The following is a 25,940-nucleotide window of genomic DNA, read 5'->3' as shown; positions in this document are numbered from 1 at the left end:
CGGTTCCCGATTCCCGATTCTCCATTCCCGATTCCCCAGCGCATGAGCCAACGCAAATACTTCGGCACCGACGGCATCCGCGGCCGGGTCGGGCAGGGGGCGATTTCCGCCGATTTCGTGATGCGCCTGGGCAATGCGCTGGGCCGCGTGCTGGTCGCCGGCGGCACCGCGCGGCCGACCGTGGTGATCGGCAAGGACACGCGCATCTCCGGCTACATGTTCGAGTCGGCGCTGGAGGCCGGGCTGGTCGCGGCAGGCGCCAACGTGCAGTTGCTCGGGCCGATGCCGACTCCGGCGGTGGCGTTCCTCACGCGCACTCTCGGTGCCGACGCCGGCATCGTCATCAGCGCCTCGCACAATCCGCACTACGACAACGGCATCAAGTTCTTCTCCGCCCACGGCGAGAAGCTCGACGACGCCACCGAGCAGGCGATCGAGGCCGCGCTGGACGCGCCGTTCGCCACGGTCGAGTCCGAGCGGCTGGGCAAGGCGATGCGCGCGCGCGAGGCGATCGGCCGCTACATCGAGTTCTGCAAGGCGAGCGTGCCGCGCGGCTTCGACCTGCGCGGGCTGAAACTGGTGCTGGACTGCGCGCACGGCGCGACCTACCACATCGCGCCGCTGCTGTTCCGCGAGCTGGGCGCGGAGGTGATCGCCATCGGCGCCGCGCCGGACGGGCTCAACATCAACGCCGGCGTCGGCTCGATGCACATCGACAACCTCGCCGCCAACGTGCGCGAGCATGGCGCGCACCTGGGCATCGCCTTCGACGGCGACGGCGACCGCGTGCTGATGGCCGACGACCAGGGCAACCCGGTCGACGGCGACGGCCTGCTGTACGTGCTGGCTTGCGGCTGGCAGGCCAGCGGTCGTTTGCACGGCCCGGTGGTCGGCACGCTGATGACCAACTATGGCCTGGAACGGGCGCTGGCCGCGTTGCAGGTGCCGTTCCTGCGCGCCAAGGTCGGCGACCGCTACGTGCACCAGGCGCTGGTCGAACAGGGCGGGGTGCTCGGCGGCGAGGCCTCCGGGCACATGCTGTGCCTGGACCGCGCCACCACCGGCGACGCCATCGTCAGCGCGCTGCAGGTGCTGGAAGTGCTCAAGCGCTCGCGGCAGACCCTGCGCCAGGCGCTGGCCGGGCTGCAGAAGGTGCCGCAGCAGACGATCAACGTGCGCCTGCAGCCGGGCGTGCGCCCGCTCGAGGCCGAGACCGTGAAGGCCGCGCTGGCCGCGGCGCAGGCGGCGGTGCAGGGGCGCGGGCGCGCCTTCCTGCGCGCCTCCGGCACCGAACCGGTGGTGCGGGTCACGGTCGAGGCCGACGATGCCGCGTTGATGCGGCAGACCCTCGACGCCCTGGCCGAGGCGGTCCGTGACGCGGCGTGAGTCGATCGCCATTGCCCTCTTCGTGATCGTCGCCAAGGCGGTCACGTTCTACCTGCTGTATCGCCTGCTGCGCTGAGCGCGGCGTTTGCTTCCTCTCACGAGATGACGGTTCCTGCCATGACTGCGCGCATTCCCACCCTCGACATCACCCGTTTCGACACCGACCGCGAGGCCTTCGTCGCCGAGCTGGGCGCGGCCTACCGCGAGTGGGGCTTCGCCGGCATCCGCAACCACGGCATCGCCCAGGCGCAGATCGACGCGGCCTACGACGTGTTCAAGGCGTTCTTCGCCCTCCCCGAGGAGACCAAGCGCACCTACCACCTGCCCGGCAGCGGCGGCGCGCGCGGCTATACCGCCTTCGGCGTGGAGACCGCCAAGGACTCCAAGCATTTCGACCTGAAGGAGTTCTGGCACATCGGTCGCGAGATTTCCGACGACTCCCCGTACCGCGCGGTGATGCCGCCGAACCTGTGGCCGAGCGAGGTGCCCGGCTTCCGCGCCCACGGCTACGGCCTGTACCAGGCGCTGGACCAGCTCGGCGCGCGCGTACTGTCGGCGCTGGCCCTGCACATCGGCTTGCCCGAGCACTACTTTGTCGACAAGACCGATTCGGGCAACTCGATCCTGCGCCCGATCCACTACCCGCCGATCACCGCCGACGACATCCCCAACGTGCGCGCCGGCGCCCACGAGGACATCAACCTGATCACCCTGCTGGTCGGCGCCAGCGCCGCCGGCCTGGAAGTGAAGTCCAAGCAGGGCGAGTGGGTGCCGTTCACCTCCGACGCCGACACCATCGTGGTCAACATCGGCGACATGCTGCAGCGCCTGACCAACCACGTGTACCCCTCGACCACCCACCGCGTGGTCAACCCCCCGGGCGAGCAGGCGCGCCAGCCGCGCTACTCGGTACCGTTCTTCCTGCACCCGAACCCGGACTTCGTGATCGACGTGCTGCCGTCCTGCGTCAGCGCCGACAACCCCAGCCGCTATCCCGAGCCGATCACCGCGCAGGGGTATCTGGAGGAGCGGTTGCGCGAGATCAAGCTGAAGTAGCTGGGAATCGGGAATAGGGAGTGGGGAATCGGTAAAAGCGGGTTTCCGTGCCCAGTGTTGCTACAGGCCTTCGTCGGCTTGGAGGCGCGGCTGTTCCCATTCCCCTTTCCCGTTTCTCCATTCCCAGCCTCATTCCACACTCCTGATCCGATGCGAGCCGCGCCCCATCATCCGCAGCAGCAGGGCATCGGGCAGCAGCGCCGTGAGCCCGAGCAGGGCGCGGTAGACCGCGCCGGGGACCACGCGCACCTTGCCGCGTTCGGCGCCGTCGATGCCGGCGCGGGCCACCGCGGCGGTTTGCAGCCAGAGCCAGCGCGGCAGGGCGTTCATCTGTTCGCGGGTGCCGGTGACGTCGTGGAACTCGGACCAGGTGAAGCCTGGGCATAACGCGCAGACGCCGACGCCGCGGTCGGCGTTCTCCAGCGCCAGCGATTCGCTGAAGCGCAGCATGAAGCTCTTCGCCGCCGCGTACAGGGTATGGCCGTCCGCGCCCGGCACCAGGGCGGCGAACGAGGCGACATTGAGGATGCGGCCGTGGCCGCTGGCGCGCAGCGCCGGCAGCAGCCGCCAGGTCAGTTCGCACACGGCGCCGACCATCACCTGCAGGAATGCCGCGTGCACCGCCCAGTCCTGGGCGATGTAGCGGCCGGGCACGCCGTAACCGGCGTTGTTGACCAGGATCCGCACCGCCAGACCGCGCCGTTCGATCTCGGCCACCAGTGCGGCTGGCGCGGCCGGATCGGCCAGGTCCGCGACCAGTACCTCCACCGGCACCTGCGGCCGCAGTTCGGCGGCCAGCGCCTGCAACTGCGCCTCGCGGCGCGCGGTCAGGATCAGCGGCACGCCGCGGCGGGCGTATTCGCGGGCGATCTCGCGGCCGATGCCGCTGGAGGCGCCGGTGATCAGGGCGTAGCCGGGAAGCTGGGTCATGACGGTCTCTGGGCGTGGAGCGGGCGGCGTGGCGCAGGGCGGGGCAGGGGCGATGCCTGCCCTTGGCGGCGCATCGGCTATCCTCTCGGCACTTTTTCGCCGGAGATGCGCCGATGCGACGCAAGATCGTAGCCGGAAACTGGAAATTGCATGGCACCCGCCACTTCGCCGCCGACCTGGTACGGGAGATCGTCACCGGGCTGCACGAGGCCGAGCACGGCGTGGAGGTCGTGATCCTGCCGCCGCTGCCGTACCTGGGCGACCTGATCGAGCATTTCGAGGACCGGCTGCTGCGCTTCGGCGCGCAGGACGTCAGCAGCAACGAGAAGGGCGCCTACACCGGCGAGGTGTCGGCGGCGATGCTGGTGGACGTGGGCGCCGACTATGGCCTGGTCGGGCATTCGGAGCGGCGCCAGTACCACCAGGAGAGCAGCGAGCTGGTCGCGCGCAAGTTCGCTGCCGCCCTGCACGCCGGGCTGGTCCCGATCCTGTGCGTGGGCGAGACCCTGGAGCAGCGCGAGGCCGGGCGCACCGAGGCGGTCATCGCCGCGCAGCTGGCGCCGGTGCTGGATCTGGTCGGCGCCGAGGGCTTCGGCCGCGCGGTGGTGGCCTACGAGCCGGTCTGGGCGATCGGCACCGGCCGCACCGCCAGCCCGGCGCAGGCGCAGGCGGTGCACGCGTTCATCCGTGGCGAAGTGGCGGCGCGCGATGCTAGAATCGCGGATTCGTTGCCGATCCTGTATGGCGGCAGCGTCAAGCCCGACAACGCCGCCGAGCTGTTCGCGCAGCCGGATGTCGATGGTGGGCTGGTGGGCGGCGCCTCGCTGGTCGCCGCGGAATTCCTGGCCATCGTGCGAGCGGCGGCCACCTGTTGAGCGAACGGCCGCCGCTGGCGGCCGTTCGTCCCCCAAGTCGTACTGTCCGGACGGATTTCGAAATGCTGATGGTCATCCTCAATGTGGTCTACGTGCTGGTGGCGATCGCGATGATCGCGCTGATCCTGATGCAACGCGGCGCCGGTGCGGCGGCGGGTTCCGGGTTCGGCGCCGGCGCGTCCGGCACCGTGTTCGGATCGCGCGGCGCGTCCAACTTCCTGTCCAAGTCGACCAAGTGGCTGGCGGTGGTGTTCTTCGCCATCAGCCTGTTCATGGCCTGGTACGCCGGCCACAGCGCGCGTCCGGCCGATGCCAACCTGGGCGTGATGTCGCAGTCGGCCACCCCGGCGCCGGCTGCGCCGGCCGGCGAACTGCAGGTCCCGCAGGCGCCGTCGGCCGCCGCCGCGGCTCCGGCTGCCCCCGCCGCCGCCTCGGCCGCCCAGCAGGCGCCGGAAAAAGCGCAAGAAAAGTCGCCTGCCCCGTCGCAGAAAGACTGAAGGCGGTTACAATATGCTGCGCGGCGGGATTGCCGCGCAGGTTTTACGCAAGCCCAGGTGGCGGAATTGGTAGACGCACTACCTTGAGGTGGTAGCGACTTAGGTCGTAGGGGTTCGAGTCCCCTCTTGGGCACCATTGTTTGGCTACGGTTTCTGCGCGAAGGCATCACGCCCTCGCTCGGAGAATCGTCTATCCCATGCCTGCGCGGCACGCGTGCGGGCACAGGCAAGAGAGAATCGCGAGTGCTGGCCGAATATTTGCCGACCCTGCTGTTTCTGATCGTGGCCACCGGTATCGGCGTCGCGCTGATGCTGGTGGGGCGGTTCCTCGGTCCCCGGCGTCCCGACCTGAAGAAGCTCTCGCCGTACGAGTGCGGCTTCGAGGCCTTCGAGGACGCGCGCATGAAGTTCGACGTGCGCTACTACCTGATCGCCATCCAGTTCATCGTCTTCGATCTGGAAATCATCTTCATCGTGCCGTGGACGCAGGTGTTCATGGACCTGGGCGCTCGCTCCCTGGTCACCATGGGCCTGTTCGTCGGCATGCTGTTCCTCGGTTTTGTTTACGTGTGGAAGAAGGGAGCGCTGGAATGGGAGTGATTCAGACCCTGGATCGCCTGATGACCAACCCGATCCCGGAAGGGCGGGTGGACGACATCCTGCGTCCCGAAGGCGAAAACCCGCTGCTGGAAAAGGGCTACGTCACCACCAGCGTCGACGCGCTGCTGAACTGGGCGCGCACCGGCTCGATGTGGCCGATGACCTTCGGCCTGGCTTGCTGCGCGGTCGAGATGATGCACGCCGGCGCCGCGCGCCTGGACCTGGACCGCTACGGCGTGGTGTTCCGCCCGTCGCCGCGCCAGTCCGACGTGATGATCGTCGCCGGCACCCTGGTCAACAAGATGGCCCCGGCGCTGCGCAAGGTCTACGACCAGATGCCGGACCCGAAGTGGGTCATCTCGATGGGCAGCTGCGCCAACGGCGGCGGCTACTACCATTACTCGTATTCGGTGGTGCGCGGCTGCGACCGCATCGTGCCGGTGGACGTCTACGTCCCGGGCTGCCCGCCGACCGCCGAGGCCCTGGTCTACGGCATCCTGCAGTTGCAGAAGAAGATCTGGCGAACCCAGACCATCGCGCGCTGATTCCTCTTTCCTCGAGAGCACGCCAAGCCCCCATGGCAGAGCAAGCATCTTCCTTTAGCGACCGACTCGGCGCCCGTTTCCCCGGCAGCCAGGTCTTCGTGGCCCTTCCGCGCGGCGAAGTCACCCTGGAAGTGCCGGCCGACGCCTGGCACGCCACCTGCCTGGCGCTGCGCGACGAGTTCGGTTTCGAACAGCTGTCCGACCTGTGCGGCGTCGATTACCTCGGCTACGGCAGCGACGAGTGGGATACCTCCGACGTGTCCTCGCACGGCTTCAGCCGCGGCGTCGAAGGCAAGGCCGTGGGCCGTTTCGCCTGGGGCGAGTTCCCCAGCGGCGAGGCTGCCGGCGGCGCCCAGCCGTTGCCGGTCCCGCAGCAGCGCTATGCCGTGCTGGCGCAGTTGATCTCCTATCGCCACAACCAGCGCCTGCGCGTGCGTTGCTACGCGCCGAACGAAGACCTGCCGGTGGTGGCCTCGGTCACCGACATCTGGCCGGGCGCGAACTGGTTCGAGCGCGAGGCGTTCGACCTGTTCGGCGTGGTCTTCGCCGGGCACCCGGACCTGCGCCGCATCCTCACCGACTACGGCTTCGTCGGCCATCCGTTCCGCAAGGATTTCCCGCTGATCGGCAACGTCGAAGTGCGCTACGACGAAGAGAAGCAGCGCGTGATCTACGAGCCGGTGACCTCGGTGGAGCCGCGCGTGGGCGTGCCGCGCGTGATCCGCGACGATGCGCGCTACCAGACCGCGGCGGGCGAAGCACAGAAGGAGTCCGCCAAGTGAGCGAGTACCACCAGGCGCACGACGGGTTCGCCAGCAATCCTGCCGAAGCCAAGCAGGAAATCCGCAACTACACGATGAACTTCGGCCCGCAGCATCCGGCCGCGCACGGCGTGCTGCGCCTGATCCTGGAAATGGACGGCGAGACCGTGGTCCGCGCCGATCCGCACATCGGCCTGCTGCACCGTGGCACCGAGAAGCTGGCCGAGTCCAAGCCGTTCAACCAGTCGATCGGCTACATGGATCGCCTGGACTACGTGTCGATGATGTGCAACGAGCACGCCTACGTGCGCGCGATCGAGACCCTGATGGGGATCGAGGCGCCGGAGCGTGCGCAGTACATCCGCACCATGTTCGACGAGATCACCCGCATCCTGAACCACCTGATGTGGGTCGGCTCCAACGGCCTGGATCTGGGCGCGATGGCGGTGATGCTGTACGCGTTCCGCGAGCGCGAAGAGCTGATGGACGTCTACGAGGCGGTGTCGGGCGCGCGCATGCACGCGACCTACTACCGCCCGGGCGGCGTCTATCGCGACCTGCCGGACCGCATGCCCAAGTATCAGGAATCGCGCTGGCACAAGGGCAATGCGCTGAAGCGGCTCAACGCCGCGCGCGAAGGCTCGATGCTGGACTTCCTGGAGGAGTTCACCAACACCTTCCCGGCGCGCGTGGACGAGTACGAGACCCTGCTCACCGACAACCGCATCTGGAAGCAGCGCACCGTCGGCATCGGCGTGGTCACCCCGGAGCAGGCCTACGCCTGGGGCATGACCGGCGCCATGCTGCGCGGCTCGGGCATCGCCTGGGACCTGCGCAAGAAGCAGCCCTACGCCAAGTACGACAGCGTCGATTTCGACATTCCGCTCGGCACCAACGGCGACTGCTACGACCGCTACCTGGTGCGCGTGGCCGAGATGCGCGAGTCCAACCGCATCATCAAGCAGTGCGTGCAGTGGCTGAAGGCCAACCCGGGCCCGGTCATGGTCGAGAACTTCAAGGTGGCGCCGCCCAAGCGCGCCGAGATGAAGGACGACATGGAAGCGCTGATCCATCACTTCAAGCTGTTCAGCGAAGGCTACTGCGTGCCGGCCGGCGAGACCTACTGCGCGGTCGAGGCGCCGAAGGGCGAGTTCGGCTGCTACCTGATGTCCGACGGCGCCAACAAGCCGTTCCGCGTGCACCTGCGCGCGCCGGGCTTCGCCCATCTGTCGTCGATGGACGCGATCGTGCGCGGCCACATGCTGGCCGACGTGGTGGCGATGATTGGTACCTATGATCTGGTGTTTGGTGAGGTCGACCGATGAAGGCGACAGGTAATTTCGAAGCGGCGCGCGACGTCGATCCGATGGTGGTGCTGAGCGACAAGACGCGCGCGCACATCGATCACTGGCTGAGCAAGTTCCCGCCGGACCGCAAGCGTTCGGCGGTGCTGCAGGGCCTGCACGCCGCGCAGGAACAGAACCAGGGCTGGCTGACCGACGAACTGATCGCCGGCGTGGCCAAGTATCTGGAACTGCCGCCGGTGTGGGCCTACGAGGTCGCCAGCTTCTACTCGATGTTCGAGACCGAGAAGGTCGGCCGCAACAACGTCGCGTTCTGCACCAACATCAGCTGCTGGCTCAACGGCGCCGAAGACCTGGTCGCGCACGCCGAGAAGAAGCTCGGCTGCAAGCTGGGCCAGTCCACCGCCGACGGCCGCGTCTACCTCAAGCGCGAGGAAGAGTGCCTGGCCGGTTGCGCCGGCGCGCCGATGATGGTCATCAACGGCCACTACCATGAGCATCTGACCAAGGACAAGGTCGACGAATTGCTGGACGGGTTGGAGTAACGGCAATGGCACAGCATCCCCACGCTCCCACCGGTCCGGTCGGCCCCGCGCCGCAGCCGCACCAGGTGGTGTACACCACGCTGCACTACGACACCCCGTGGTCCTACGAGAGCTACCTGAAGACTGGTGGCTATGCCGCGCTGCGCAAGATCCTCGAAGAGAAGATCCCGCCGGAGCAGGTGATCGAGATGGTCAAGCAGTCGAACCTGCGCGGCCGTGGCGGCGCCGGCTTCCCGACCGGCCTGAAGTGGTCGTTCATGCCCAAGGGCGCGCCGCAGAAGTACATCCTGTGCAACTCGGACGAGTCCGAGCCGGGTACTTGCAAGGACCGCGACATCCTGCGCTACAACCCGCATTCGGTGGTGGAGGGCATGGCCATCGCCTGCTACGCCACCGGCTCCACCGTGGGCTACAACTACCTGCGCGGCGAGTTCCACCACGAGCCGTTCGAGCATTTCGAGCAGGCCCTGGCCGACGCCTACGCCAATGGCTGGCTGGGCAAGGACATCCTCGGCAGCGGCATCGACATCGACATCTACGGCGCCCTCGGTGCCGGCGCCTACATCTGCGGCGAAGAGACCGCGCTGATGGAGTCGCTGGAGGGCAAGAAGGGCCAGCCGCGCTACAAGCCGCCGTTCCCGGCCAACTTCGGCCTGTACGGCAAGCCGTCGACGATCAACAACACCGAGACCTACGCCTCGGTGCCGGCGATCATCCGCAACGGCCCGGAATGGTTCCTGGGCTTGAGCAAGACCAATAACGGCGGCCCGAAGATCTTCTCGGTGTCCGGCTGCGTGCAGAAGGGCGGCAACTTCGAAGTGCCGCTGGGCACCACCTTCGACGAACTGCTGGAAATGGCCGGCGGGCTGAAGCCGGGTCGCACCCTCAAGGGCGCGATCCCGGGCGGCGTGTCGATGCCGGTGCTGAAGGCCGAGCAGCTCAAAGACCTGCAGATGGACTACGACACCCTGCGCGCACTGGGCACCGGCCTGGGCTCGGGTGCGATCGTGGTGCTGGACGACAGCGTGTGCTGCGTGAAGTTCGCCTGCCGCATCTCGCAGTTCTTCCACAAGGAGTCCTGCGGCCAGTGCACCCCGTGCCGCGAAGGTACCGGCTGGATGCATCGCGTGCTGGAGCGCATCGTGGCCGGCAAGGCCACGATGGAAGACCTGCACCAGCTGCGCACCGTCGCCGGGCAGATCGAAGGCCACACCATCTGCGCCTTCGGCGAAGCGGCGGCCTGGCCGATCCAGGGCTTCCTGCGCCAGTTCTGGGACGAATTCGAGTACTACATCGTCAACGGTCATTCGATGGTTGACGGCAAGAAGCTGGAGGCAGCCGCCGCATGAGCGCGCAACCCAACAATCCCGGCGCGACCCCCGCGGTCGTGCCGGAAGGCCATGTGACCGTCGAGATCGACGGCCAGTCGCTGGTCGTGCCGAAGGGCTCGATGATCATCCAGGCCGCCGACAAGGCCGGCATTCCGATCCCGCGCTTCTGCTACCACGAGAAGCTGCCGATCGCCGCCAACTGCCGCATGTGCCTGGTCGACGTCGAGAAGTCGCCCAAGCCGTCGCCGGCCTGCGCCACGCCGGTCATGGACGGCATGAAGGTGCAGACCCGCAGCGACAAGGCGCTGAAGTACCAGCGCAGCGTCATGGAATTCCTGCTGATCAACCATCCGCTGGACTGCCCGATCTGCGATCAGGGCGGCGAGTGCGAGTTGCAGGACGTGTCGCTGGGCTATGGCCGTTCGGTCAGCCGCTTCAACGAGCGCAAGCGCGTGGTGCCGGACGAGGACATCGGGCCGCTGGTCGCCACCGAGATGACCCGCTGCATCCAGTGCACGCGCTGCGTGCGCTTCACCGCGGACATCGCCGGCACCTACGAGCTGGGCGGCATGTACCGCGGCGAGAACCTGCAGATCGGCACCTACGACGGCAAGCCGCTGACCACCGAGCTGTCCGGCAACGTGGTCGACGTTTGCCCGGTCGGCGCGCTGACCAACAAGGTGTTCCAGTTCCGCGCGCGTCCGTGGGAACTGGTGGCGCGCGAGTCGCTGGGCTACCACGACGCGATGGGCTCCAACCTGTTCCTGCACGTGCGCCGCGGCGAAGTGCTGCGCACCGTGCCGCGCGACAACGAAGCGGTCAACGAGTGCTGGCTGTCCGACCGCGACCGCTACTCGCACCAGGGCCTGTACGCCGAGGACCGCGCACTGCGGCCGATGCGCAAGGTCGACGGGCAGTGGCGCGAGGTGTCGTGGGCCGAAGGGCTGTCCGCCGCGAGCGAGATCCTCAAGGCCAACCGCGGCGACGCGCTGGGCGTGCTCGCGCATCCGTCCACCTCCAACGAGGAGGGCGCGCTGCTGGCGCGCCTGGCCGCGGGCCTGGACAGCGGCAACCTCGATCACCGCGTGTACAACCGCGACTTCTCCGATGCCGCGCTGGCCGAACCGTTCGCGCTGCCGCTGGCGGAGATCGAGCAGGCCGACGTGGTGGTGATCCTGGGCAGCAACCTGCGCCATGAACTGCCGCTGCTGCATGCACGCCTGCGCAAGGCGCGGATGCAGCGCCAGACCAAGGTGTATTCGATCAACCCGGTCGATTTCGACGTGGCCTTCGACCAGGCCGGCCGCCAGATCGTGGCGCCGTCGAAGTTCGCCGAGGCGCTGGCCGACGCCGCGCTGCGCGACGCGGTGCAGGGCGCCGACCGTGCGGTGCTGATCGTCGGCGCGCTGGCCGAGAACCATCCGCAGGCTGCGGCGCTGCGTGCCGCCGCGCGCGACTTCGCCGCCGCCACCGGCGCGGCGCTGTGCCGCATCCCGCAGGGCGCCAACGCGCTCGGTCTGGCGCGCTACGGCGTGCTGCCGCACGGCCGCAACGCCGCCGCGATGCTGGCCGAACCGCGCAGCGCCTACGTGCTGTACGGCCTGGAGCCGGGTCTGGACTTCGCCGATGCCGCCGCCGCGCGCAGCGCGCTGGCCGGCGCCAAGGTGGTGGCGTTCAGCCACTTCGCCTGTGCCTCCACCCGCGACGTGGCCGACGTGATCCTGCCGATCGGCGCGCTGCCGGAAATCGAGGCGACGCTGACCAACCTCAACGGCAGCGACCAGCGCACCCGCGCCGGCGGCAAGCTGCCGGGCGAGGCCCGGGAGGGCTGGCGCGTGCTGCGCGCGCTCGGCGGCGAGCTGGGCCTGCCCGGCTTCGAGTTCATCGACCTGGTCGGGCTGCGCGACGGCCTGCAGCCGCGCGAGGTCGCCGCGGCGAGCTCGGCGCAGCCGGCACGCCAGGACGAGGGCCTGGAACTGGCCGCCAGTCCGGCGATCTACCGCACCGATGCGGTGGTGCGCCGCGCGCAGGCGCTGCAGCAGCATCCGCTGAACCGCGCGCCGGGCATTGCGTTGCATCCGGACGAGGCGGCGCGCCTGGGCCTGAGCGACGGGCAGATGGTCAAGGTCGGCACCGCGGCGGGTAGCGCCACGTTGCCGCTGGCGACGGACAAGCGGGTCGCGCCGGGCGCGGCCTGGATCGAAACGGGCCACGGCGCGACCGCGCCGCTGGGCGCCGGTCGGGTGACGGTGGTGGCTGCATGAACGAGATGCTGTTGAACGTGGTCGATCCGCTGCACCAGTGGTTCCTCGGCCTGGGCGCCCTCGGCGTGGTCCTGTGGATCGTGCTGAAGATCCTGCTGATCGCCATGCCGGTGATCATCGCGGTGGCGTTCTACGTGGTCTGGGAGCGCAAGCTGATCGGCTGGATGCATGTGCGCCACGGGCCGATGTACGTGGGCATGGGCATCTTCCAGGCCTTCGCCGACGTCTTCAAACTGCTGTTCAAGGAAATCATCCAGCCCAGCAGCTCGCACAAGGCGATGTTCGTGATCGCCCCGCTGATCACCCTGGCGCCGGCCTTCGCCGCCTGGGCGGTGGTGCCGTTCGACGCCAAGCTGGTGCTGTCCAACGCCAACGCCGGCCTGCTGTACCTGCTGGCGATGACCTCGCTGGGCGTGTACGGCATCATCCTGGCCGGCTGGGCGTCCAACTCCAAGTACGCCTTCCTGGGCGCGATGCGCTCGGCGGCGCAGGTGGTCAGCTACGAGATCGCGATGGGCTTCGCCCTGGTCGGCGTGATGATCGCGGCCGGCAGCCTGAACCTGAGCACGATCGTGCAGGCGCAGGCCGGCAGCTCCGGGTTCTTCGACTGGTTCCTGATCCCGCTGTTCCCGCTGTTCATCGTGTACTGGGTGTCCGGCGTGGCCGAGACCAACCGCGCGCCGTTCGACGTGGTCGAAGGCGAGTCGGAAATCGTCGCCGGCCACATGGTCGAGTATTCGGGCGGTGCGTTCGCGCTGTTCTTCTTGGCCGAATACGCCAACATGATCCTGGTCAGCTTCCTGGTCTCGATCTTCTTCCTGGGCGGCTGGCTGAGCCCGATCCAGGGCTGGGTCACCGCGGACATCTCGCCGTGGGTCAACTGGATCTGGACCGGCGGCTGGCCGTGGCTGCTGATGAAGGTGCTGTTCTTCGCCAGCGCGTACATCTGGTTCCGCGCCAGCTTCCCGCGCTACCGCTACGACCAGATCATGCGCCTGGGCTGGAAGGTGTTCATCCCGCTGACGATCGTGTGGATCGCGGTGACGGCATTGATGGTGTTCTACGGCGTGATCCAGAAGGGCGTGTAAGCGATGAATAAAATCACCCATTACTTCAAGAGCCTGCTGCTGCTCGAGCTGCTCGGCGGCCTGTGGCTGACCTTGAAGTACACGTTCCGTCCCAAGTACACCGTGCTGTACCCGATGGAGAAGTTCCCGCAGTCGCCGCGCTTCCGCGGTCTGCACGCGCTGCGCCGCTATCCCAACGGCGAAGAGCGCTGCATCGCCTGCAAGCTGTGCGAGGCGGTGTGCCCGGCGCTGGCGATCACCATCGACTCGACCAAGCGCGAGGACGGCACCCGCCGCACCACCCGCTACGACATCGACCTGTTCAAGTGCATCTACTGCGGCTTCTGCGAGGAAAGCTGCCCGGTGGATTCGATCGTGGAGACCCAGGTGCTGGAGTACCACTTCGAAAAGCGCGGCGAGAACATCGTCACCAAGCCGCAGTTGCTGGCGATCGGAGACCGGCTCGAGGCCGAGATCGCCGAGCGCCGCGCTGCCGACGCTCCCTTCCGCTGAGGTTCCGAAATGGATTGGGTCAATATCGCTTTCTGGATCTTCGCCACCATCGCCGCGGTCGCCGCCGGCGCGGTGATCAGCGTGCGCAACCCCGTGTACGCGGTGCTGTGCCTGATCCTGACGTTCTTTTCCATCGCCTGCGTGTGGCTGCTGGTGGGCGCCGAGTTCCTCGGCGTGACCCTGGTGCTGGTCTACGTCGGCGCGGTGATGGTGCTGTTCCTGTTCGTGGTGATGATGCTGGACATCGACACCGCCCGCATGCGCGAAGGCTGGGTGCGCTACCTGCCGGTGGGCCTGGTGGTGGCAGTGGCGATGCTGGTGCAGATGGTCACCCTGATCGGCGTGAAGGCGCGCAGCGCGGCGCCGTTCCCGGCCGACAACGCCGCGGCGCAGGCCGCCGACACCTCCAACATCACCTGGCTGGCCAAGACCCTGTTCACCCAGTTCCTGCTGCCGTTCGAGTTCGCCGCGATCATCCTGACCGTGGCGGTCGTGGCCGCCGTGATGCTGACCCTGCGCAAGCGCACCGGCATCAAGACCCAGAACCCGGGCGACCAGTCGCGGGTCAAGGCCGGCGACCGTCTGCGCATGGTCAAGATGGCCGCCGAAAAGCCCACGCTCCACACTCCGCCGGCATCGCAGGAGGGCCAGCCATGATCTCCCTAGGCCATCTGCTGGCGCTCGGCGCGGTGCTGTTCTGCATCGCCCTGGCCGGCATCTTCCTCAACCGCAAGAACGTCATCGTGCTGCTGATGTCGATCGAGCTGATGCTGCTGTCGGTCAACATCAACTTCGTCGCCTTCTCGCGCGAGCTCGGCGACGCCGCCGGCCAGTTGTTCGTGTTCTTCATCCTGACCGTGGCCGCGGCCGAAGCCGCCATCGGCCTCGCGATCCTGGTGACGCTGTTCCGTACCCGCCACACGATCAACGTGGCCGAAGTCGATTCGCTGAAGGGCTGACCTGCAGATGGAAATTACGCTCTCTAAGAGTCTGCTGATCGCGGTGGTGCTGGCCCCGCTGGTCGGCAGCATCATCGCCGGCCTGTTCGGCCGTCAGGTCGGCCGCAAGGGCGCGCAGTTCGCCACCATCCTCGGCGTCGCGGTCAGCTGTGCACTGTCGTGCTGGACCCTGTACCAGTTGGTGGGGCAGGGCGCCTCGCCGTTCAACCAGAACCTCTACACCTTCTTCGAGGTCGGCCACTATTCGGCCCACGTCGGCTTCATGGTCGACCGCCTGACCGCGATGATGATGGTGGTGGTGACCTTCGTGTCGCTGCTGGTGCACATCTACACCATCGGCTACATGGCCGACGATCCGGGCTACCAGCGCTTCTTCAGCTACATCTCGCTGTTCACCTTCTCGATGCTGAGCCTGGTGATGAGCAACAACTTCCTGCAGCTGTTCTTCGGCTGGGAAGCGGTGGGCCTGGTGTCGTACCTGCTGATCGGCTTCTGGTTCAAGCGCCCGACCGCGGTGTTCGCCAACATGAAGGCGTTCCTGGTCAACCGCGTCGGCGACTTCGGTTTCATCCTCGGCATCGCCGGCGTGCTGCTGTGGTTCGGCACGCTGGACTACGCCAGCGTGTTCGCCAACGCCACCGCGGTGCTGGGCAGCGATGCCGCCGGCGGTCTGGCCCAGGTGCAGCTGTTCCAGGGTCATGCCTGGAACGTCTCCACCATCATCTGCGTGTGCCTGTTCATCGGCGCCATGGGCAAGTCGGCGCAGGTGCCGCTGCACGTGTGGCTGCCGGACTCGATGGAAGGCCCGACCCCGATTTCGGCACTGATCCACGCCGCGACCATGGTCACCGCCGGCATCTTCATGGTGGCGCGCATGTCGCCGCTGTTCGAACTGTCGCAGACCGCGCTGAACTTCGTGCTGGTCGTCGGCGCCACCACCGCGTTCTTCACCGGCCTGATCGGCATCGTGCAGAACGACATCAAGCGCGTGGTCGCCTACTCGACGCTGTCGCAGCTGGGCTACATGACCGTGGCGCTGGGCGTGTCGGCGTACTCGGCCGCGGTGTTCCACCTGATGACCCACGCCTTCTTCAAGGCGCTGCTGTTCCTGGCGGCCGGCTCGGTGATCATCGGCATGCACCACGAGCAGGACATGCGCAAGATGGGCGGCCTGCGCAAGTACATGCCGATCACCTACTGGACCAGCGTCATCGGTACCCTGGCGCTGGTCGGCACCCCGTTCTTCGCCGGCTTCTACTCCAAGGACACCATCATCGAGGCGGCGCAGCACCACGCGCACACCTCGCATGGCTGGATCGCGACCTACGGCTACTGGGCCGTGCTCGGCGGCGTGCTGATCACCAGCTTCTACAGCTTCCGCCTGCTGTTCCTGACCTTCCATGGTCAGGAGCGCTTCCGCGATGCGCATGCGCACCACGATGCGCATCATGACGACGCCCACGGTGCGCATGCCCACGACGATCACGCACACGACGATCACGGCCACGGCCACCACGGCGCGCACGAACCGCACGAGTCGCCGTGGGTGGTGACGGTGCCGCTGATCCTGCTGGCGATCCCGTCGATCGCGATCGGCTTCTTCACCATCGGCCCGATGCTGTTCGGCACCGACTGGGCTGGGCACCATGCCGCGGCGGCGATCAAGGGCCAGGCGGTCAGCTTCTTCACCGGCATCGTCGACTTCTACGATCCGGCGCGCGACACCGTCGGCGCGCTGGCCGAGGAGTTCCACGGCCCGGTCGCGTTCGCCCTGCACGGCCTGACCCAGCCGCCGTTCTTCCTGACCCTGGCCGGTTTCGCCCTGGCCTGGATCCTGTACCTGTGGAAGCCGGAACTGGCGGCGAAGGCGCGCAAGACCTTCTCGGTGCCGGTGTGGATCCTCGAGAACAAGTACGGTTTCGACAAGCTCTGGATCGGCGGTTTCGCCGGCGGCGGCGTGCGCCTGGGCAAGGTGTCGCGCGCGGTGGATACGCATGTCGTGGACGGCGTCATGGTCAACGGCACCGCACGCGTGATCGACCTGGCGGCCAATCTGCTGCGTCGCACGCAATCCGGTTTCCTCTATCACTACGCCTTCGCGATGATCGTCGGTCTCATTGCCCTGCTGGGCGTGCTGATGCATTTCTGGCGTTGACCTGTACGGAATAAGAACACGTGTCGAACTGGCCTCTACTCTCCATCCTGATCTGGCTGCCGATCATCGGCGGCGCCCTGGTGCTCGCCCTGCGTGATGCGCGTGCGGCGCGCTGGGCGTCGCTGCTGGTGGCGTTGCTGACCTTCGCGCTCAGCCTGCCGCTGCTCACCGGTTTCGACTACGCCAGCGACGCGCTGCAGTTCGTCGAGACCCATGCCTGGATCCCGGCATACGACATCGGCTACAACCTCGGCGCCGACGGCATCGCGGTGGCGCTGATCGTGCTGACCACACTGGTCACGGTGCTGGCGCTGATCGGCGCGTGGACCTCGATCGACAAGCGCGTCAACCAGTACGTGGCCGCGTTCCTGATCCTGGAAGGCGTCACCGTCGGCATCTTCTCCGCCACCGACGCGATGCTGTTCTACGTGTTCTTCGAGGCGATGCTGATCCCGATGTTCCTGATCATCGGCATCTGGGGCGGCCCGCGCCGCATCTACGCCGCGGTCAAGTTCTTCCTGTACACCTTCCTCGGCTCGGTGTTGATGCTGGTCGGGTTGATCTACCTGTACCTGAAGGGCGGCAGCTTCCAGCTCGCCGACCTGTACCAGCTGTCGCTGACCTCGAAGGAACAGACCTGGCTGTTCTTCGCCTTCCTGATCGCCTTCGCGGTCAAGGTGCCGATGTTCCCGGTGCACACCTGGCTGCCGGACGCGCACGTGGAAGCACCGACCGCCGGTTCGGTGATCCTGGCGGCGATCGCGCTGAAGATCGGCGGTTACGGCTTCCTGCGCTTCAACCTGCCGATCCTGCCCGATGCCAGCAACGAGTGGGCGTGGCTGGTGATCGCGCTGTCGCTGATCGCGGTGATCTACGTCGGCCTGGTCGCCCTGGTCCAGGACGACATGAAGAAGCTGATCGCTTACTCGTCGATCGCGCACATGGGCTTCGTCACCCTCGGCACCTTCGTCGCCTTCGCCCTGGTCGGCTTCGGCAGCACCGATGCGGCCCGGTTGGGCCTGCAGGGCGCGATGGTGCAGATGATCTCGCACGGCTTCGTGTCCGGCGCGATGTTCTCCTGCGTCGGCGTGCTGTACGACCGCATGCACACCCGCCGCATCGCCGACTACGGCGGCGTGGTCAACGTGATGCCGTGGTTCGCGACCTTCGCGATGCTGTTCTTCATGGCCAATGCGGGCCTGCCGGGCACCAGCGGCTTCGTCGGCGAGTTCATGGTCATCATGGCCAGCTTCCAGGCGCACCCGCTGCTGGCCTTCGGCGCGGCGACCACCCTGGTGATCACCGCCGCCTACACCCTGTGGCTTTACAAGCGCGTGTTCTTCGGCGAGGTCGCCAATGCGCACGTGGCCGAGCTGAAGGACATCAACGGCCGCGAGGCGCTGGTGCTGGGCGTGTTCGCGCTCGGCGTGCTCGCCCTGGGCCTGTATCCGAAGCCGTTGACCGACCTGATGGAGCCCTCGATCGCGAAGCTGGCGGCGCAGATCGCCACCAGCAAGCTGTAAGCGGCCGTCGAGCGTATTGATTCCAGAGATTTGATGATGACCACCCCTGCGCTGCTGCCTCTGACCACCGTCGACCTGCCGCCCCTGCTGCCCGAGCTGGTGCTGACCGCCGGTGCCTTCTTCCTGCTGATGCTCGATCTGTTCATCAGCGAGCGCAACAAGGCCTGGACCCACATCGTCTCGGTGGCGATCCTGGTCGCGGTGTTCGCGATGCTGCTGGCCGGCGTGGGCGGGCAGGGCGAGGTGTTCAACGGCATGTTCGTGCGCGATGCCGCCGCCGACGTGATGAAGACGGTGATCGTGGGCCTCAGCGCGCTGACCCTGATCTATGGCTGGAGCTACCTGCGCGAGCGCAAGCTGTACCAGGGCGAGATCCCGGTGCTGGTGCTGTTCGCCACGGTCGGCATGATGATCCTGGTCTCGGCCGGCAGCCTGCTGATGGTCTACCTGGGCCTGGAACTGCTGGCGCTGTGCTCCTACGCGCTGGTCGCTTCCAACCGCGACAACGGCATGGCCACCGAAGCGGCGATGAAGTACATCGTGCTCGGTTCGCTGGCCTCCGGCCTACTGCTGTACGGCATGTCGCTGATCTACGGCGCCACCGGCACGCTGAGCCTGAGCGGCATCCACGAGGCGATCGGCAACGGCCGCGAGCACATGCTGCTGCTCACCGGCACCGTGTTCATGATCGCCGGCGTCGCCTTCAAGCTCGGCGCCGCGCCGTTCCACATGTGGCTGCCGGACGTCTACCAGGGCGCCCCGGCGCCGATCGCACTGTTCATCAGTTCGGCGTCCAAGCTGGCCGCGTTCGGCATGGCCTACCGCCTGCTGGAAGTGGGCGTGGGCCCGCTGGCGGCGCAGTGGCACTGGGTGATCGGCGGCCTGGCGGCGCTGTCGCTGGTGGTCGGCAACCTGATGGCTGTGGCGCAGAGCAATCTCAAGCGCATGCTGGCGTATTCCACGGTCTCGCACATCGGCTTCCTGCTGCTGGGCGTGGCCGGCGGCGGCGAGCGCGGCTATGCGGCGGCACTGTTCTACGCGATCTGCTATGCGGTGATGTCCACCGCCTCGTTCGGCGCGATCATCGCGTTGTCGCGCAAGGGCTTCGAGGCCGAGAACATCGACGACTTCAAGGGCCTGAACGCGCGCAACCCGTGGATGGCGCTGCTGGTGCTGTGCATCATGGCCTCGCTGGCCGGCGTGCCGCCGTTCCTGGGCTTCTGGGCCAAGCTGGCGGTGCTGGGCGCGGTCGTCGCGGTGCCCGACCAGAACCTGTGGTGGACCGGCCTGGCGGTGCTGTCGGTGCTGTGCGCGGTGATCGGCGCGTTCTACTACCTGCGCGTGATCAAGGTGATGTATTTCGACGAGCCGGTCGGCACGCCGCTGCCGGCCAACGACGACCGCGTGCTGGGCGTGGCGCTGGGCGTCAACGCGCTGGGCCTGCTGGCCTTCGGCCTGGCCTGGAGCCCGCTGATGGCGTGGTGCCAGCGCGCCTTCGCGCACCTGGCCTGATCGCGAAAGGGCGGTTTTCCCGCTGTTTTCCGCCAACGCCGCCGCAAGGCGGCGTTGGCGTTTTTGCATTCGGCGATGCGATTGTTGTTTCGTTTTCCATCGTGTGCGGTTATCATGGCGTCCTTCGAACGGCAGCGTCGCTACCGCATCGAGATGAAAATCAGGGCTTGCAATCGACGCACTGATTCTTCATAATTCCGCTTCTGCTGCGGGGTGGAGCAGTCTGGCAGCTCGTCGGGCTCATAACCCGAAGGTCGCAGGTTCAAATCCTGCCCCCGCTACCATCTTTGTCTGCAGCGGCAACCAGTGCATCGGTTGTCTGCGGCAGGGAAGCTTGGGCTTCGCGATGACGCATGTTCCCGTCGTCGCAACCGGAATCCAGCGTGACCGGAGTTTTACCGGACAAGGGGCCCAGAGGGCCCTTTGTCGTTTCCGGGGTCCGGGAAAAGCACGCAATCGACTTTTCAACCTTTTCAGATGCAAGGCAGGCTGTGAGCGACAAGGCAAACGAAATCGCGACTCTGCTGGGCCCGACCGTGGACGCGTTGGGCCTGGAACTGCTGGGCGCGGAATACCTGCCGGCCCCCGGCGGCGCCACGCTGCGCCTGTACATCGACGTGCCGCTGGCCAAGCAGCCCGAACGCGTGGTCAATATCGACGACTGCGAGCGGGTCAGCCGCGAGGTCTCGGCGCAACTGGACGTGGAAGACCCGATCAGCGGCAACTACACGCTGGAAGTGTCCTCGCCGGGCGTGGACCGGCCGTTGTTCAGCGCCGAACAGTTTTCCCGCCATGTGGGCGAATCGGCCAAGGTGGTGCTGAAGTTGCCGCAGCAGGGCCGTCGGCGCCTGCAGGGGCGCATCGTGCAGGCCGACGCCGCTACCGGCCGCATCACCTTCGAGGTCGACGGCGCCGAACTGGCGGTGGACTTCGACAACATCGACAAGGCGCGGATCATGCCCGACTGGGCGGCGCTGGGTCTGGCGCCGACCAAGCCGGGCAAGGGCCCGAAGCCGGCCGGCAAGAACGCAAAATCCAATAAGAAACCATCCAACGAACCGGCGGCCGACGAGGCTGCGCGCGGAGCGAAAGAATGAGCAAGGAACTGTTGCTGGTAGTCGACGCGGTGGCCAACGAAAAGGGCGTGCCGCGCGAAGTGATCTTCGACGCGATCGAGGCCGCATTGGCGTCGGCGGCGAAGAAGCGCTACCCCGACCAGGACGTGCTGACGCGCGTCACCATCGACCACAAGGACGGCACCTATGAGACCTTCAGGCGTTGGGAAGTGGTGGCCGACGACGTGGTGATGGAATCGCCCGACCGGCAGATCCGCCTGATGGACGCGGTCGACGAGGCCGAGGGCGTGGACGTCGGCGACTACATCGAAGAGCAGATCGAGAACCCGGACTTCGGCCGCATCGCCGCGCAGGCCGCCAAGCAGGTGATCGTGCAGCGCGTGCGCGAGGCCGAGCGGCAGCAGGTGGTGGACGCGTGGAAGGATCGCGTCGGCGAACTGGTCACCGGCGTGGTCAAGCGTGCCGAGCGCGGCAACATCTACGTGGACCTGGGCGGCAACGCCGAGGCCTTCATCCCCAAGGACAAGGGCATCCCGCGCGACGTGCTGCGCGCCGGCGACCGCGTGCGCGGCTACCTGGCCGAAGTGCGTTCGGAGCCGCGTGGCCCGCAGCTGTTCATCAGCCGCGCCGCGCCGGAATTCATGATCGAGCTGTTCAAGCTGGAAGTGCCGGAAGTGGGCCAGGGCCTGGTCGAGATCAAGGCCTGCGCACGCGATCCGGGCGATCGCGCCAAGATCGCGGTGCTGGCGCACGACACCCGCACCGATCCGATCGGCGCCTGCATCGGCATGCGCGGTTCGCGCGTGCAGGCGGTGTCCAACGAGCTCAACGGCGAGCGCGTGGACATCGTGCTGTGGAACGACAACCCGGCCAACTTCGTCATCAACGCGATGGCGCCGGCCGAGGTGCAGTCGATCATCGTCGATGAAGAAAAGCACTCGATGGACCTGGCGGTGGCGGAAGACCGCCTGGCCCAGGCGATCGGCAAGGGCGGCCAGAACGTGCGCCTGGCCAGCCGCCTGACCGGCTGGCAGCTCAACGTGATGACCGCCGAGCAGGTCGCGGCCAAGTCCGAGGCCGAGCAGGCCGTGGCCCGCCAGCTGTTCATGGACAAGCTGGAAGTGGACGAGGAGATCGCCGCGATCCTGGTCGCCGAGGGCTTCAACTCGGTCGAGGAAATCGCCTACGTGCCGGTCGGCGAGCTGCTGGCGGTGGAAGGCTTCGACGAGGACATCGTCGAGGAATTGCGCGCGCGTGCCCGCGACGCGCTGCTCAACGAGGCGCTGGCCGCCGAGGAGAGCGACGACGACGGTGTGCCGGCGGCGGACCTGCTGTCGCTGCCGGGCATGGACGAAGCCACCGCCTACGCGCTGGCCGGCCATGGCGTACGTACCAGCGAGGACCTGTCGGATCTGGCTGCCGACGAAATCCTCGAGTTCGGCATCGAGGACCTGGACAAGGACCGCGCCGCGGCCCTGATCCTGGCCGCCCGCGCCGAGGAGATCGCCCGCCTGGAGCGCGGCGAATGAGTCAGCGATGAATGCCGCCCTGACCCGATCAGGGCTTAGAATCCGCGCTACCTTCGCACGCGGCGAGGGGGCGCCAACCAGATCATAGGATCCGAATGTCGCAGCAAACCACCATCCGCAAGCTGGCCGAACTGGTGAACACGCCGGTCGAGAAACTGCTGGTTCAACTGGCTGACGCCGGGATGAAGTTCAGCGGTCCCGATCAGGTCGTCACCAGCACCGAAAAGATGAAGCTGCTGGGCTTCCTGCGCCGTACCCACGGCAAGACCGACAAGCCGGTCGAGGAAGAGGCCCAGGCGGCGCCGAAGAAGATCACCCTGAACCGGCGCAAGCTGCAGGAAGTGACGGTCAGCGCCGGGCGCAGCAAGACCACGGTCAACGTCGAGGTCCGGCAGAAGCGCACCTACGTGAAGTCGGCCGAGGACCTGGCCGCCGAGCGTGCGGCGCCCTCTGCGGGCGGACGGGTGGACGACGAGCGCGCCGAGATCCTGCGCAAGCTGGAGGAATCCAAGCAGCGCAATCTGGCCGAACAGCAGAAGCTCGCCGAGCAGGATCGCGCGCGCGCCGAGGAAATCGAGCGCAAGCGCAAGGCCGAGCAGGAAGCGCGCGAGCGTGCCGAGGCCGAGCAGCGCGCGGCCCAGGCCGCGCTGGACGCCGAGTCGGCGCCGCCGGCTGCGGCGCCGTCCGCGCCTGCCGCCGACCGCAACGCCGCCGCCGCGCCGCGTCCGCCGCGTCCGCCGATGGCGCCGCGTCCGGCCGGTGCCGCGCATCCGGCCAAGCCGGCCGCGCCGCGCAGCGACGACCGCAACAACGCCGCCAACAAGCACAAGACCCGCGGCTCGCACGTGATGGTCGCCGGGGTCGAGGACGACGACAGCACCAGCCGTTTCGCCGGCCAGCTGCATCTGTCCGCGGCCGACCGCGCGCGCCGTTCCAACGTGCGCGGCAAGCCGCGCGGTGGCAGCCACAGCGGCGGCCGTCGCCAGGCCGAGCCGTCGCGCAGCGGCGGCGGCGCGCACGGCTTCGAGCGTCCGACCGCACCGGTGGTGCGCGAAGTGGCGATCGGCGACACCATCACCGTGGCCGACCTGGCGCAGAAGCTCGCGCTGAAGGGCGGCGACGTGGTCAAGGCGCTGTTCAAGATGGGCGTGATGGCCACCATCACCCAGACCATCGACCACGACACCGCCGCGCTGGTCACCGAGGAACTCGGCCACAAGCCGGTGCGTGCGGGCAGTGCCGACGCCGAGGACGCGCTGCTGGCGCACACCGAGGACGCGCAGGGCGAGAAGCTGCCGCGGCCGCCGGTGGTCACCATCATGGGCCACGTCGACCACGGCAAGACCTCGCTGCTGGACTACATCCGCCGCACCAAGGTGGCCTCCGGCGAAGCCGGCGGCATCACCCAGCACATCGGTGCCTACCACGTCGAGACCGACCGTGGCGTCATCAGCTTCCTGGATACCCCGGGCCATGCCGCGTTCACCTCGATGCGCGCGCGCGGCGCCAAGCTCACCGACATCGTGGTGCTGGTGGTCGCGGCCGACGACGGCGTGATGCCGCAGACGGTCGAGGCGGTCAAGCATGCGAAGGCGGCCGGCGTGCCGCTGATCGTGGCGGTCAACAAGATCGACAAGTCCGGTGCCGATCCGCTGCGGGTCAAGAACGAGCTGCTGGCGCAGGACGTGGTCGCCGAAGAATTCGGTGGCGACACCCAGTTCGTCGAACTCTCGGCCAAGACCGGCCAGGGCATCGACGTGCTGCTGGACGCGATCTCGCTGCAGGCCGAAGTGCTGGAACTGCGGGCGGTGGCCGAAGGCCGCGCCAGCGGCGTGGTGATCGAGTCCTCGCTGGACAAGGGCCGCGGCCCGGTGGCGACGGTGCTGGTGCAGCAGGGCGCGCTGAAGAAGGGCGACTACCTGGTGTGCGGCATCCAGTACGGCCGCGTGCGTGCGCTGTTCGACGAGACCGGCAAGCAGCCCGATTCGGCGGGTCCGTCGATCCCGGTGCAGGTGCTGGGCCTGTCCGGCGTGCCGGATGCCGGCGACGACTTCGTGGTCGTCGACGACGAGCGCCTGGCCAAGGACGTGGCGCAGCAGCGCGAGACCAAGCGCCGCGAGTCGCGCCTGGTGTCCTCGGCGGGCAGCCGCATGGAAGACATCATGTCGCAGCTCGGCAAGGGCGAAGGCCAGCTGTCTCTGAACCTGGTGATCAAGGCCGACGTGCAGGGTTCGGTGGAAGCGCTGAAGCAGTCGCTGACCGCGCTGTCCAACGAGCAGATCCGCATCAACGTGATCCACTCCGGCGTGGGCGGCATCACCGAGTCCGACGCGAATTCGGCGCTGGCCTCCAAGGCCACGGTGATCGGCTTCAACGTGCGTGCCGACGCCTCGGCGCGGCGCATCATCGAGACCAACGGCATCGACCTGCGGTACTTCTCGATCATCTACGACGTGATCGACCAGGTGAAGCAGGTGGCGTCCGGCCTGCTGGGCGTGGAGATCCGCGAAGAGATCATCGGTATCGCCCAGGTGCGCGACGTGTTCCGCAGCTCCAAGTTCGGCGCCGTCGCCGGCTGCATGGTCGTGGAGGGCGTGGTCAAGCGCAACAAGCCGATCCGCGTGCTGCGCGACAACACCGTGGTGTTCGAGGGCGAGCTGGAATCGCTGCGTCGCTTCAAGGAGAACGTCGACGAAGTGCGAAACGGCACCGAGTGCGGTATCGGCGTGAAGGCCTACAACGACGTCAAGGCCGGCGACCAGATCGAGTGCTTCGAGCGCATCGAAGTGCAGCGTACGCTGTAAGAGCCGGGAATCGGGAATCGGGATTGGGGAATGGGAGGAGCGGGGCGCTGCAGGTGCGTCGCTCGTCCCAGACCCTTCCCGATTTCTTTATTCCGAACAGAGAGATTTTCGCTATGCCCACCAAATCCTTTCACCGTACCGATCGCGTGTCTGCGCAGATCCGGCGCGACCTCGGCACGATCGTGCATGCGGCCGTGCGCGATCACGGCCTGCCGTCGGTCAGCGTGTCCGACGTCGAGGTCACCCGCGATCTGGCCCATGCCAAGGTGTTCGTCACCGCGTTGATGCAGGAACGCTCGGCCGAGGCGGTCAAGGGCCTGAAGGAGCTGGCGCCGCAACTGCGCAGCGAGCTGGCGCGGGCGATGAAGCTGCGCCACGTGCCCGAACTGCATTTCCACTACGACGATTCGGTCGATCGCGGCGAGCGCATCGACAATCTGCTGCGCGACATGCCGGAACTGCAGCAGGCGCAGGACGACGGCGGCCCTGCCGCCGACGACGCCGAGACGGCGCCGCGCAAGGACTGAGTCCGCTGCCGACGCCGCGGCGTCGGCGTCCAGTGTTCGAGTGCGGGCGCCCAACGCGAGCGTCCGTTTCGCAGTCGCGATCGCGGCGCTCTTTCATCCGTCTGGCGTCACGCTGTTCCATGCGTGCCGTTCGCCCGCGCCATGCCGGGGTCGGATCCGCCAATCCCGAATCCCCAATCCC

General features: G+C 67.5%; 23 protein-coding genes and 2 tRNA genes. 24 read left to right on the top strand and 1 reads right to left on the bottom strand.

Going from position 1 to position 25,940, the window contains the following annotated elements:
- The first annotated feature begins 42 nt into the window (after nt 1–42).
- Complete coding sequence (glmM, locus tag CEK66_RS04530) at nt 43–1,386, top strand: phosphoglucosamine mutase (protein ID WP_152236077.1); 1,344 nt, start codon at nt 43–45, stop codon at nt 1,384–1,386.
- 117 nt (nt 1,387–1,503) lie between these two features.
- Nucleotides 1,504–2,442, top strand: coding sequence for a 2-oxoglutarate and iron-dependent oxygenase domain-containing protein (locus tag CEK66_RS04525; RefSeq protein ID WP_152236076.1), 939 nt, complete (start codon nt 1,504–1,506; stop codon nt 2,440–2,442).
- Nucleotides 2,443–2,571: 129 nt separating this feature from the next.
- Here CEK66_RS04525 and CEK66_RS04520 read toward each other — a convergent pair whose 3' ends face one another.
- The gene (locus tag CEK66_RS04520; RefSeq protein ID WP_152236075.1) at nt 2,572–3,372 is read right to left on the bottom strand and encodes an SDR family NAD(P)-dependent oxidoreductase; all 801 of its coding nucleotides are present in this window, start codon (nt 3,370–3,372) and stop codon (nt 2,572–2,574) included.
- Nucleotides 3,373–3,485: 113 nt separating this feature from the next.
- On the opposite strand from CEK66_RS04520, the gene tpiA reads away from it, so the two are divergent.
- The 22 genes from tpiA (at nt 3,486) to rbfA (ending at nt 25,759) form a co-directional block, all read left to right on the top strand.
- Nucleotides 3,486–4,247, top strand: coding sequence for a triose-phosphate isomerase (gene tpiA, locus CEK66_RS04515; RefSeq protein ID WP_043092571.1), 762 nt, complete (start codon nt 3,486–3,488; stop codon nt 4,245–4,247).
- Between the two features lie 62 nt (nt 4,248–4,309).
- Complete coding sequence (gene secG / locus CEK66_RS04510) at nt 4,310–4,744, top strand: preprotein translocase subunit SecG (protein ID WP_152236074.1); 435 nt, start codon at nt 4,310–4,312, stop codon at nt 4,742–4,744.
- 51 nt (nt 4,745–4,795) lie between these two features.
- Nucleotides 4,796–4,880, top strand: a tRNA-Leu gene (locus CEK66_RS04505).
- A 107-nt stretch (nt 4,881–4,987) separates the two neighbouring features.
- Complete coding sequence (locus CEK66_RS04500; RefSeq protein ID WP_010343005.1) at nt 4,988–5,344, top strand: NADH-quinone oxidoreductase subunit A; 357 nt, start codon at nt 4,988–4,990, stop codon at nt 5,342–5,344.
- The gene (locus tag CEK66_RS04495) at nt 5,335–5,889 is read left to right on the top strand and encodes an NADH-quinone oxidoreductase subunit B (RefSeq protein WP_010343006.1); all 555 of its coding nucleotides are present in this window, start codon (nt 5,335–5,337) and stop codon (nt 5,887–5,889) included. Before CEK66_RS04500 ends, CEK66_RS04495 begins: the two co-directional genes overlap by 10 nt.
- A 32-nt stretch (nt 5,890–5,921) precedes the next feature.
- The gene (locus tag CEK66_RS04490) at nt 5,922–6,671 is read left to right on the top strand and encodes an NADH-quinone oxidoreductase subunit C (RefSeq protein WP_026143244.1); all 750 of its coding nucleotides are present in this window, start codon (nt 5,922–5,924) and stop codon (nt 6,669–6,671) included.
- Nucleotides 6,668–7,975 carry an NADH-quinone oxidoreductase subunit D gene (locus CEK66_RS04485; protein ID WP_017912135.1) on the top strand — a complete coding sequence of 436 codons (1,308 nt, stop codon included), beginning with the start codon at nt 6,668–6,670 and terminating at the stop codon, nt 7,973–7,975. Before CEK66_RS04490 ends, CEK66_RS04485 begins: the two co-directional genes overlap by 4 nt.
- Nucleotides 7,972–8,499, top strand: coding sequence for an NADH-quinone oxidoreductase subunit NuoE (gene nuoE / locus CEK66_RS04480; RefSeq protein WP_010343009.1), 528 nt, complete (start codon nt 7,972–7,974; stop codon nt 8,497–8,499). The genes CEK66_RS04485 and nuoE overlap by 4 nt, the downstream gene beginning before the upstream one ends.
- Before the next feature lie 5 nt (nt 8,500–8,504).
- A complete protein-coding gene (gene nuoF / locus CEK66_RS04475; RefSeq protein WP_152236073.1) occupies nt 8,505–9,848 on the top strand; it encodes an NADH-quinone oxidoreductase subunit NuoF in 1,344 nt (447 codons plus the stop codon).
- Nucleotides 9,845–12,094, top strand: coding sequence for an NADH-quinone oxidoreductase subunit NuoG (gene nuoG, locus CEK66_RS04470; RefSeq protein ID WP_152236072.1), 2,250 nt, complete (start codon nt 9,845–9,847; stop codon nt 12,092–12,094). Before nuoF ends, nuoG begins: the two co-directional genes overlap by 4 nt.
- Nucleotides 12,091–13,182, top strand: a complete 1,092-nt coding sequence (nuoH, locus tag CEK66_RS04465) for an NADH-quinone oxidoreductase subunit NuoH (RefSeq protein ID WP_017908129.1) — start codon at nt 12,091–12,093, stop codon at nt 13,180–13,182. Before nuoG ends, nuoH begins: the two co-directional genes overlap by 4 nt.
- 3 nt (nt 13,183–13,185) lie before the next feature.
- Complete coding sequence (nuoI, locus tag CEK66_RS04460) at nt 13,186–13,674, top strand: NADH-quinone oxidoreductase subunit NuoI (RefSeq protein ID WP_012915532.1); 489 nt, start codon at nt 13,186–13,188, stop codon at nt 13,672–13,674.
- A 9-nt stretch (nt 13,675–13,683) separates the two neighbouring features.
- Nucleotides 13,684–14,331 (top strand): NADH-quinone oxidoreductase subunit J, encoded by a 648-nt coding sequence (locus CEK66_RS04455; RefSeq protein ID WP_017908130.1) that lies wholly within the window; start codon nt 13,684–13,686, stop codon nt 14,329–14,331.
- The gene (nuoK, locus tag CEK66_RS04450) at nt 14,328–14,633 is read left to right on the top strand and encodes an NADH-quinone oxidoreductase subunit NuoK (RefSeq protein WP_017908131.1); all 306 of its coding nucleotides are present in this window, start codon (nt 14,328–14,330) and stop codon (nt 14,631–14,633) included. Before CEK66_RS04455 ends, nuoK begins: the two co-directional genes overlap by 4 nt.
- Before the next feature lie 7 nt (nt 14,634–14,640).
- A complete protein-coding gene (gene nuoL / locus CEK66_RS04445; protein ID WP_017912008.1) occupies nt 14,641–16,788 on the top strand; it encodes an NADH-quinone oxidoreductase subunit L in 2,148 nt (715 codons plus the stop codon).
- 20 nt (nt 16,789–16,808) lie between these two features.
- Nucleotides 16,809–18,311 (top strand): NADH-quinone oxidoreductase subunit M, encoded by a 1,503-nt coding sequence (locus tag CEK66_RS04440; protein WP_017908133.1) that lies wholly within the window; start codon nt 16,809–16,811, stop codon nt 18,309–18,311.
- A gap of 36 nt (nt 18,312–18,347) precedes the next feature.
- Nucleotides 18,348–19,823 (top strand): NADH-quinone oxidoreductase subunit NuoN, encoded by a 1,476-nt coding sequence (gene nuoN / locus CEK66_RS04435; RefSeq protein ID WP_026143462.1) that lies wholly within the window; start codon nt 18,348–18,350, stop codon nt 19,821–19,823.
- Nucleotides 19,824–20,030: 207 nt separating this feature from the next.
- Nucleotides 20,031–20,107: transfer RNA gene (locus CEK66_RS04430), tRNA-Met, on the top strand.
- A 207-nt stretch (nt 20,108–20,314) separates the two neighbouring features.
- Nucleotides 20,315–20,920, top strand: coding sequence for a ribosome maturation factor RimP (rimP, locus tag CEK66_RS04425; protein ID WP_152236071.1), 606 nt, complete (start codon nt 20,315–20,317; stop codon nt 20,918–20,920).
- Nucleotides 20,917–22,428, top strand: a complete 1,512-nt coding sequence (gene nusA / locus CEK66_RS04420; protein WP_017908136.1) for a transcription termination factor NusA — start codon at nt 20,917–20,919, stop codon at nt 22,426–22,428. The genes rimP and nusA overlap by 4 nt, the downstream gene beginning before the upstream one ends.
- Nucleotides 22,429–22,523: 95 nt before the next feature.
- Nucleotides 22,524–25,232 carry a translation initiation factor IF-2 gene (gene infB / locus CEK66_RS04415; RefSeq protein WP_148828926.1) on the top strand — a complete coding sequence of 903 codons (2,709 nt, stop codon included), beginning with the start codon at nt 22,524–22,526 and terminating at the stop codon, nt 25,230–25,232.
- A 113-nt stretch (nt 25,233–25,345) separates the two neighbouring features.
- A complete protein-coding gene (rbfA, locus tag CEK66_RS04410) occupies nt 25,346–25,759 on the top strand; it encodes a 30S ribosome-binding factor RbfA (protein WP_152236070.1) in 414 nt (137 codons plus the stop codon).
- The last annotated feature ends 181 nt before the right edge of the window (nt 25,760–25,940 follow it).

Source organism: Xanthomonas sp. LMG 12460 (assembly GCF_009192895.1).
GTDB lineage: Bacteria > Pseudomonadota > Gammaproteobacteria > Xanthomonadales > Xanthomonadaceae > Xanthomonas_A > Xanthomonas_A sontii.
The sequence above is the reverse complement of the archived record's forward strand: the minus strand, read 5'-3'. Positions and strand labels throughout refer to the sequence as shown.

Coding starts and splice junctions, on each gene's coding strand:
- glmM (WP_152236077.1), top strand. CDS start 43: ATGAGCCAACGCAAATACTTCGGCACCGACGGCATCCGCGGCCGGGTC.
- CEK66_RS04525 (WP_152236076.1), top strand. CDS start 1,504: ATGACTGCGCGCATTCCCACCCTCGACATCACCCGTTTCGACACCGAC.
- CEK66_RS04520 (WP_152236075.1), bottom strand. CDS start 3,372: ATGACCCAGCTTCCCGGCTACGCCCTGATCACCGGCGCCTCCAGCGGC.
- tpiA (WP_043092571.1), top strand. CDS start 3,486: ATGCGACGCAAGATCGTAGCCGGAAACTGGAAATTGCATGGCACCCGC.
- secG (WP_152236074.1), top strand. CDS start 4,310: ATGCTGATGGTCATCCTCAATGTGGTCTACGTGCTGGTGGCGATCGCG.
- CEK66_RS04495 (WP_010343006.1), top strand. CDS start 5,335: ATGGGAGTGATTCAGACCCTGGATCGCCTGATGACCAACCCGATCCCG.
- CEK66_RS04490 (WP_026143244.1), top strand. CDS start 5,922: ATGGCAGAGCAAGCATCTTCCTTTAGCGACCGACTCGGCGCCCGTTTC.
- nuoE (WP_010343009.1), top strand. CDS start 7,972: ATGAAGGCGACAGGTAATTTCGAAGCGGCGCGCGACGTCGATCCGATG.
- nuoF (WP_152236073.1), top strand. CDS start 8,505: ATGGCACAGCATCCCCACGCTCCCACCGGTCCGGTCGGCCCCGCGCCG.
- nuoG (WP_152236072.1), top strand. CDS start 9,845: ATGAGCGCGCAACCCAACAATCCCGGCGCGACCCCCGCGGTCGTGCCG.
- nuoH (WP_017908129.1), top strand. CDS start 12,091: ATGAACGAGATGCTGTTGAACGTGGTCGATCCGCTGCACCAGTGGTTC.
- nuoI (WP_012915532.1), top strand. CDS start 13,186: ATGAATAAAATCACCCATTACTTCAAGAGCCTGCTGCTGCTCGAGCTG.
- CEK66_RS04455 (WP_017908130.1), top strand. CDS start 13,684: ATGGATTGGGTCAATATCGCTTTCTGGATCTTCGCCACCATCGCCGCG.
- nuoK (WP_017908131.1), top strand. CDS start 14,328: ATGATCTCCCTAGGCCATCTGCTGGCGCTCGGCGCGGTGCTGTTCTGC.
- nuoL (WP_017912008.1), top strand. CDS start 14,641: ATGGAAATTACGCTCTCTAAGAGTCTGCTGATCGCGGTGGTGCTGGCC.
- nuoN (WP_026143462.1), top strand. CDS start 18,348: ATGACCACCCCTGCGCTGCTGCCTCTGACCACCGTCGACCTGCCGCCC.
- nusA (WP_017908136.1), top strand. CDS start 20,917: ATGAGCAAGGAACTGTTGCTGGTAGTCGACGCGGTGGCCAACGAAAAG.
- infB (WP_148828926.1), top strand. CDS start 22,524: ATGTCGCAGCAAACCACCATCCGCAAGCTGGCCGAACTGGTGAACACG.
- rbfA (WP_152236070.1), top strand. CDS start 25,346: ATGCCCACCAAATCCTTTCACCGTACCGATCGCGTGTCTGCGCAGATC.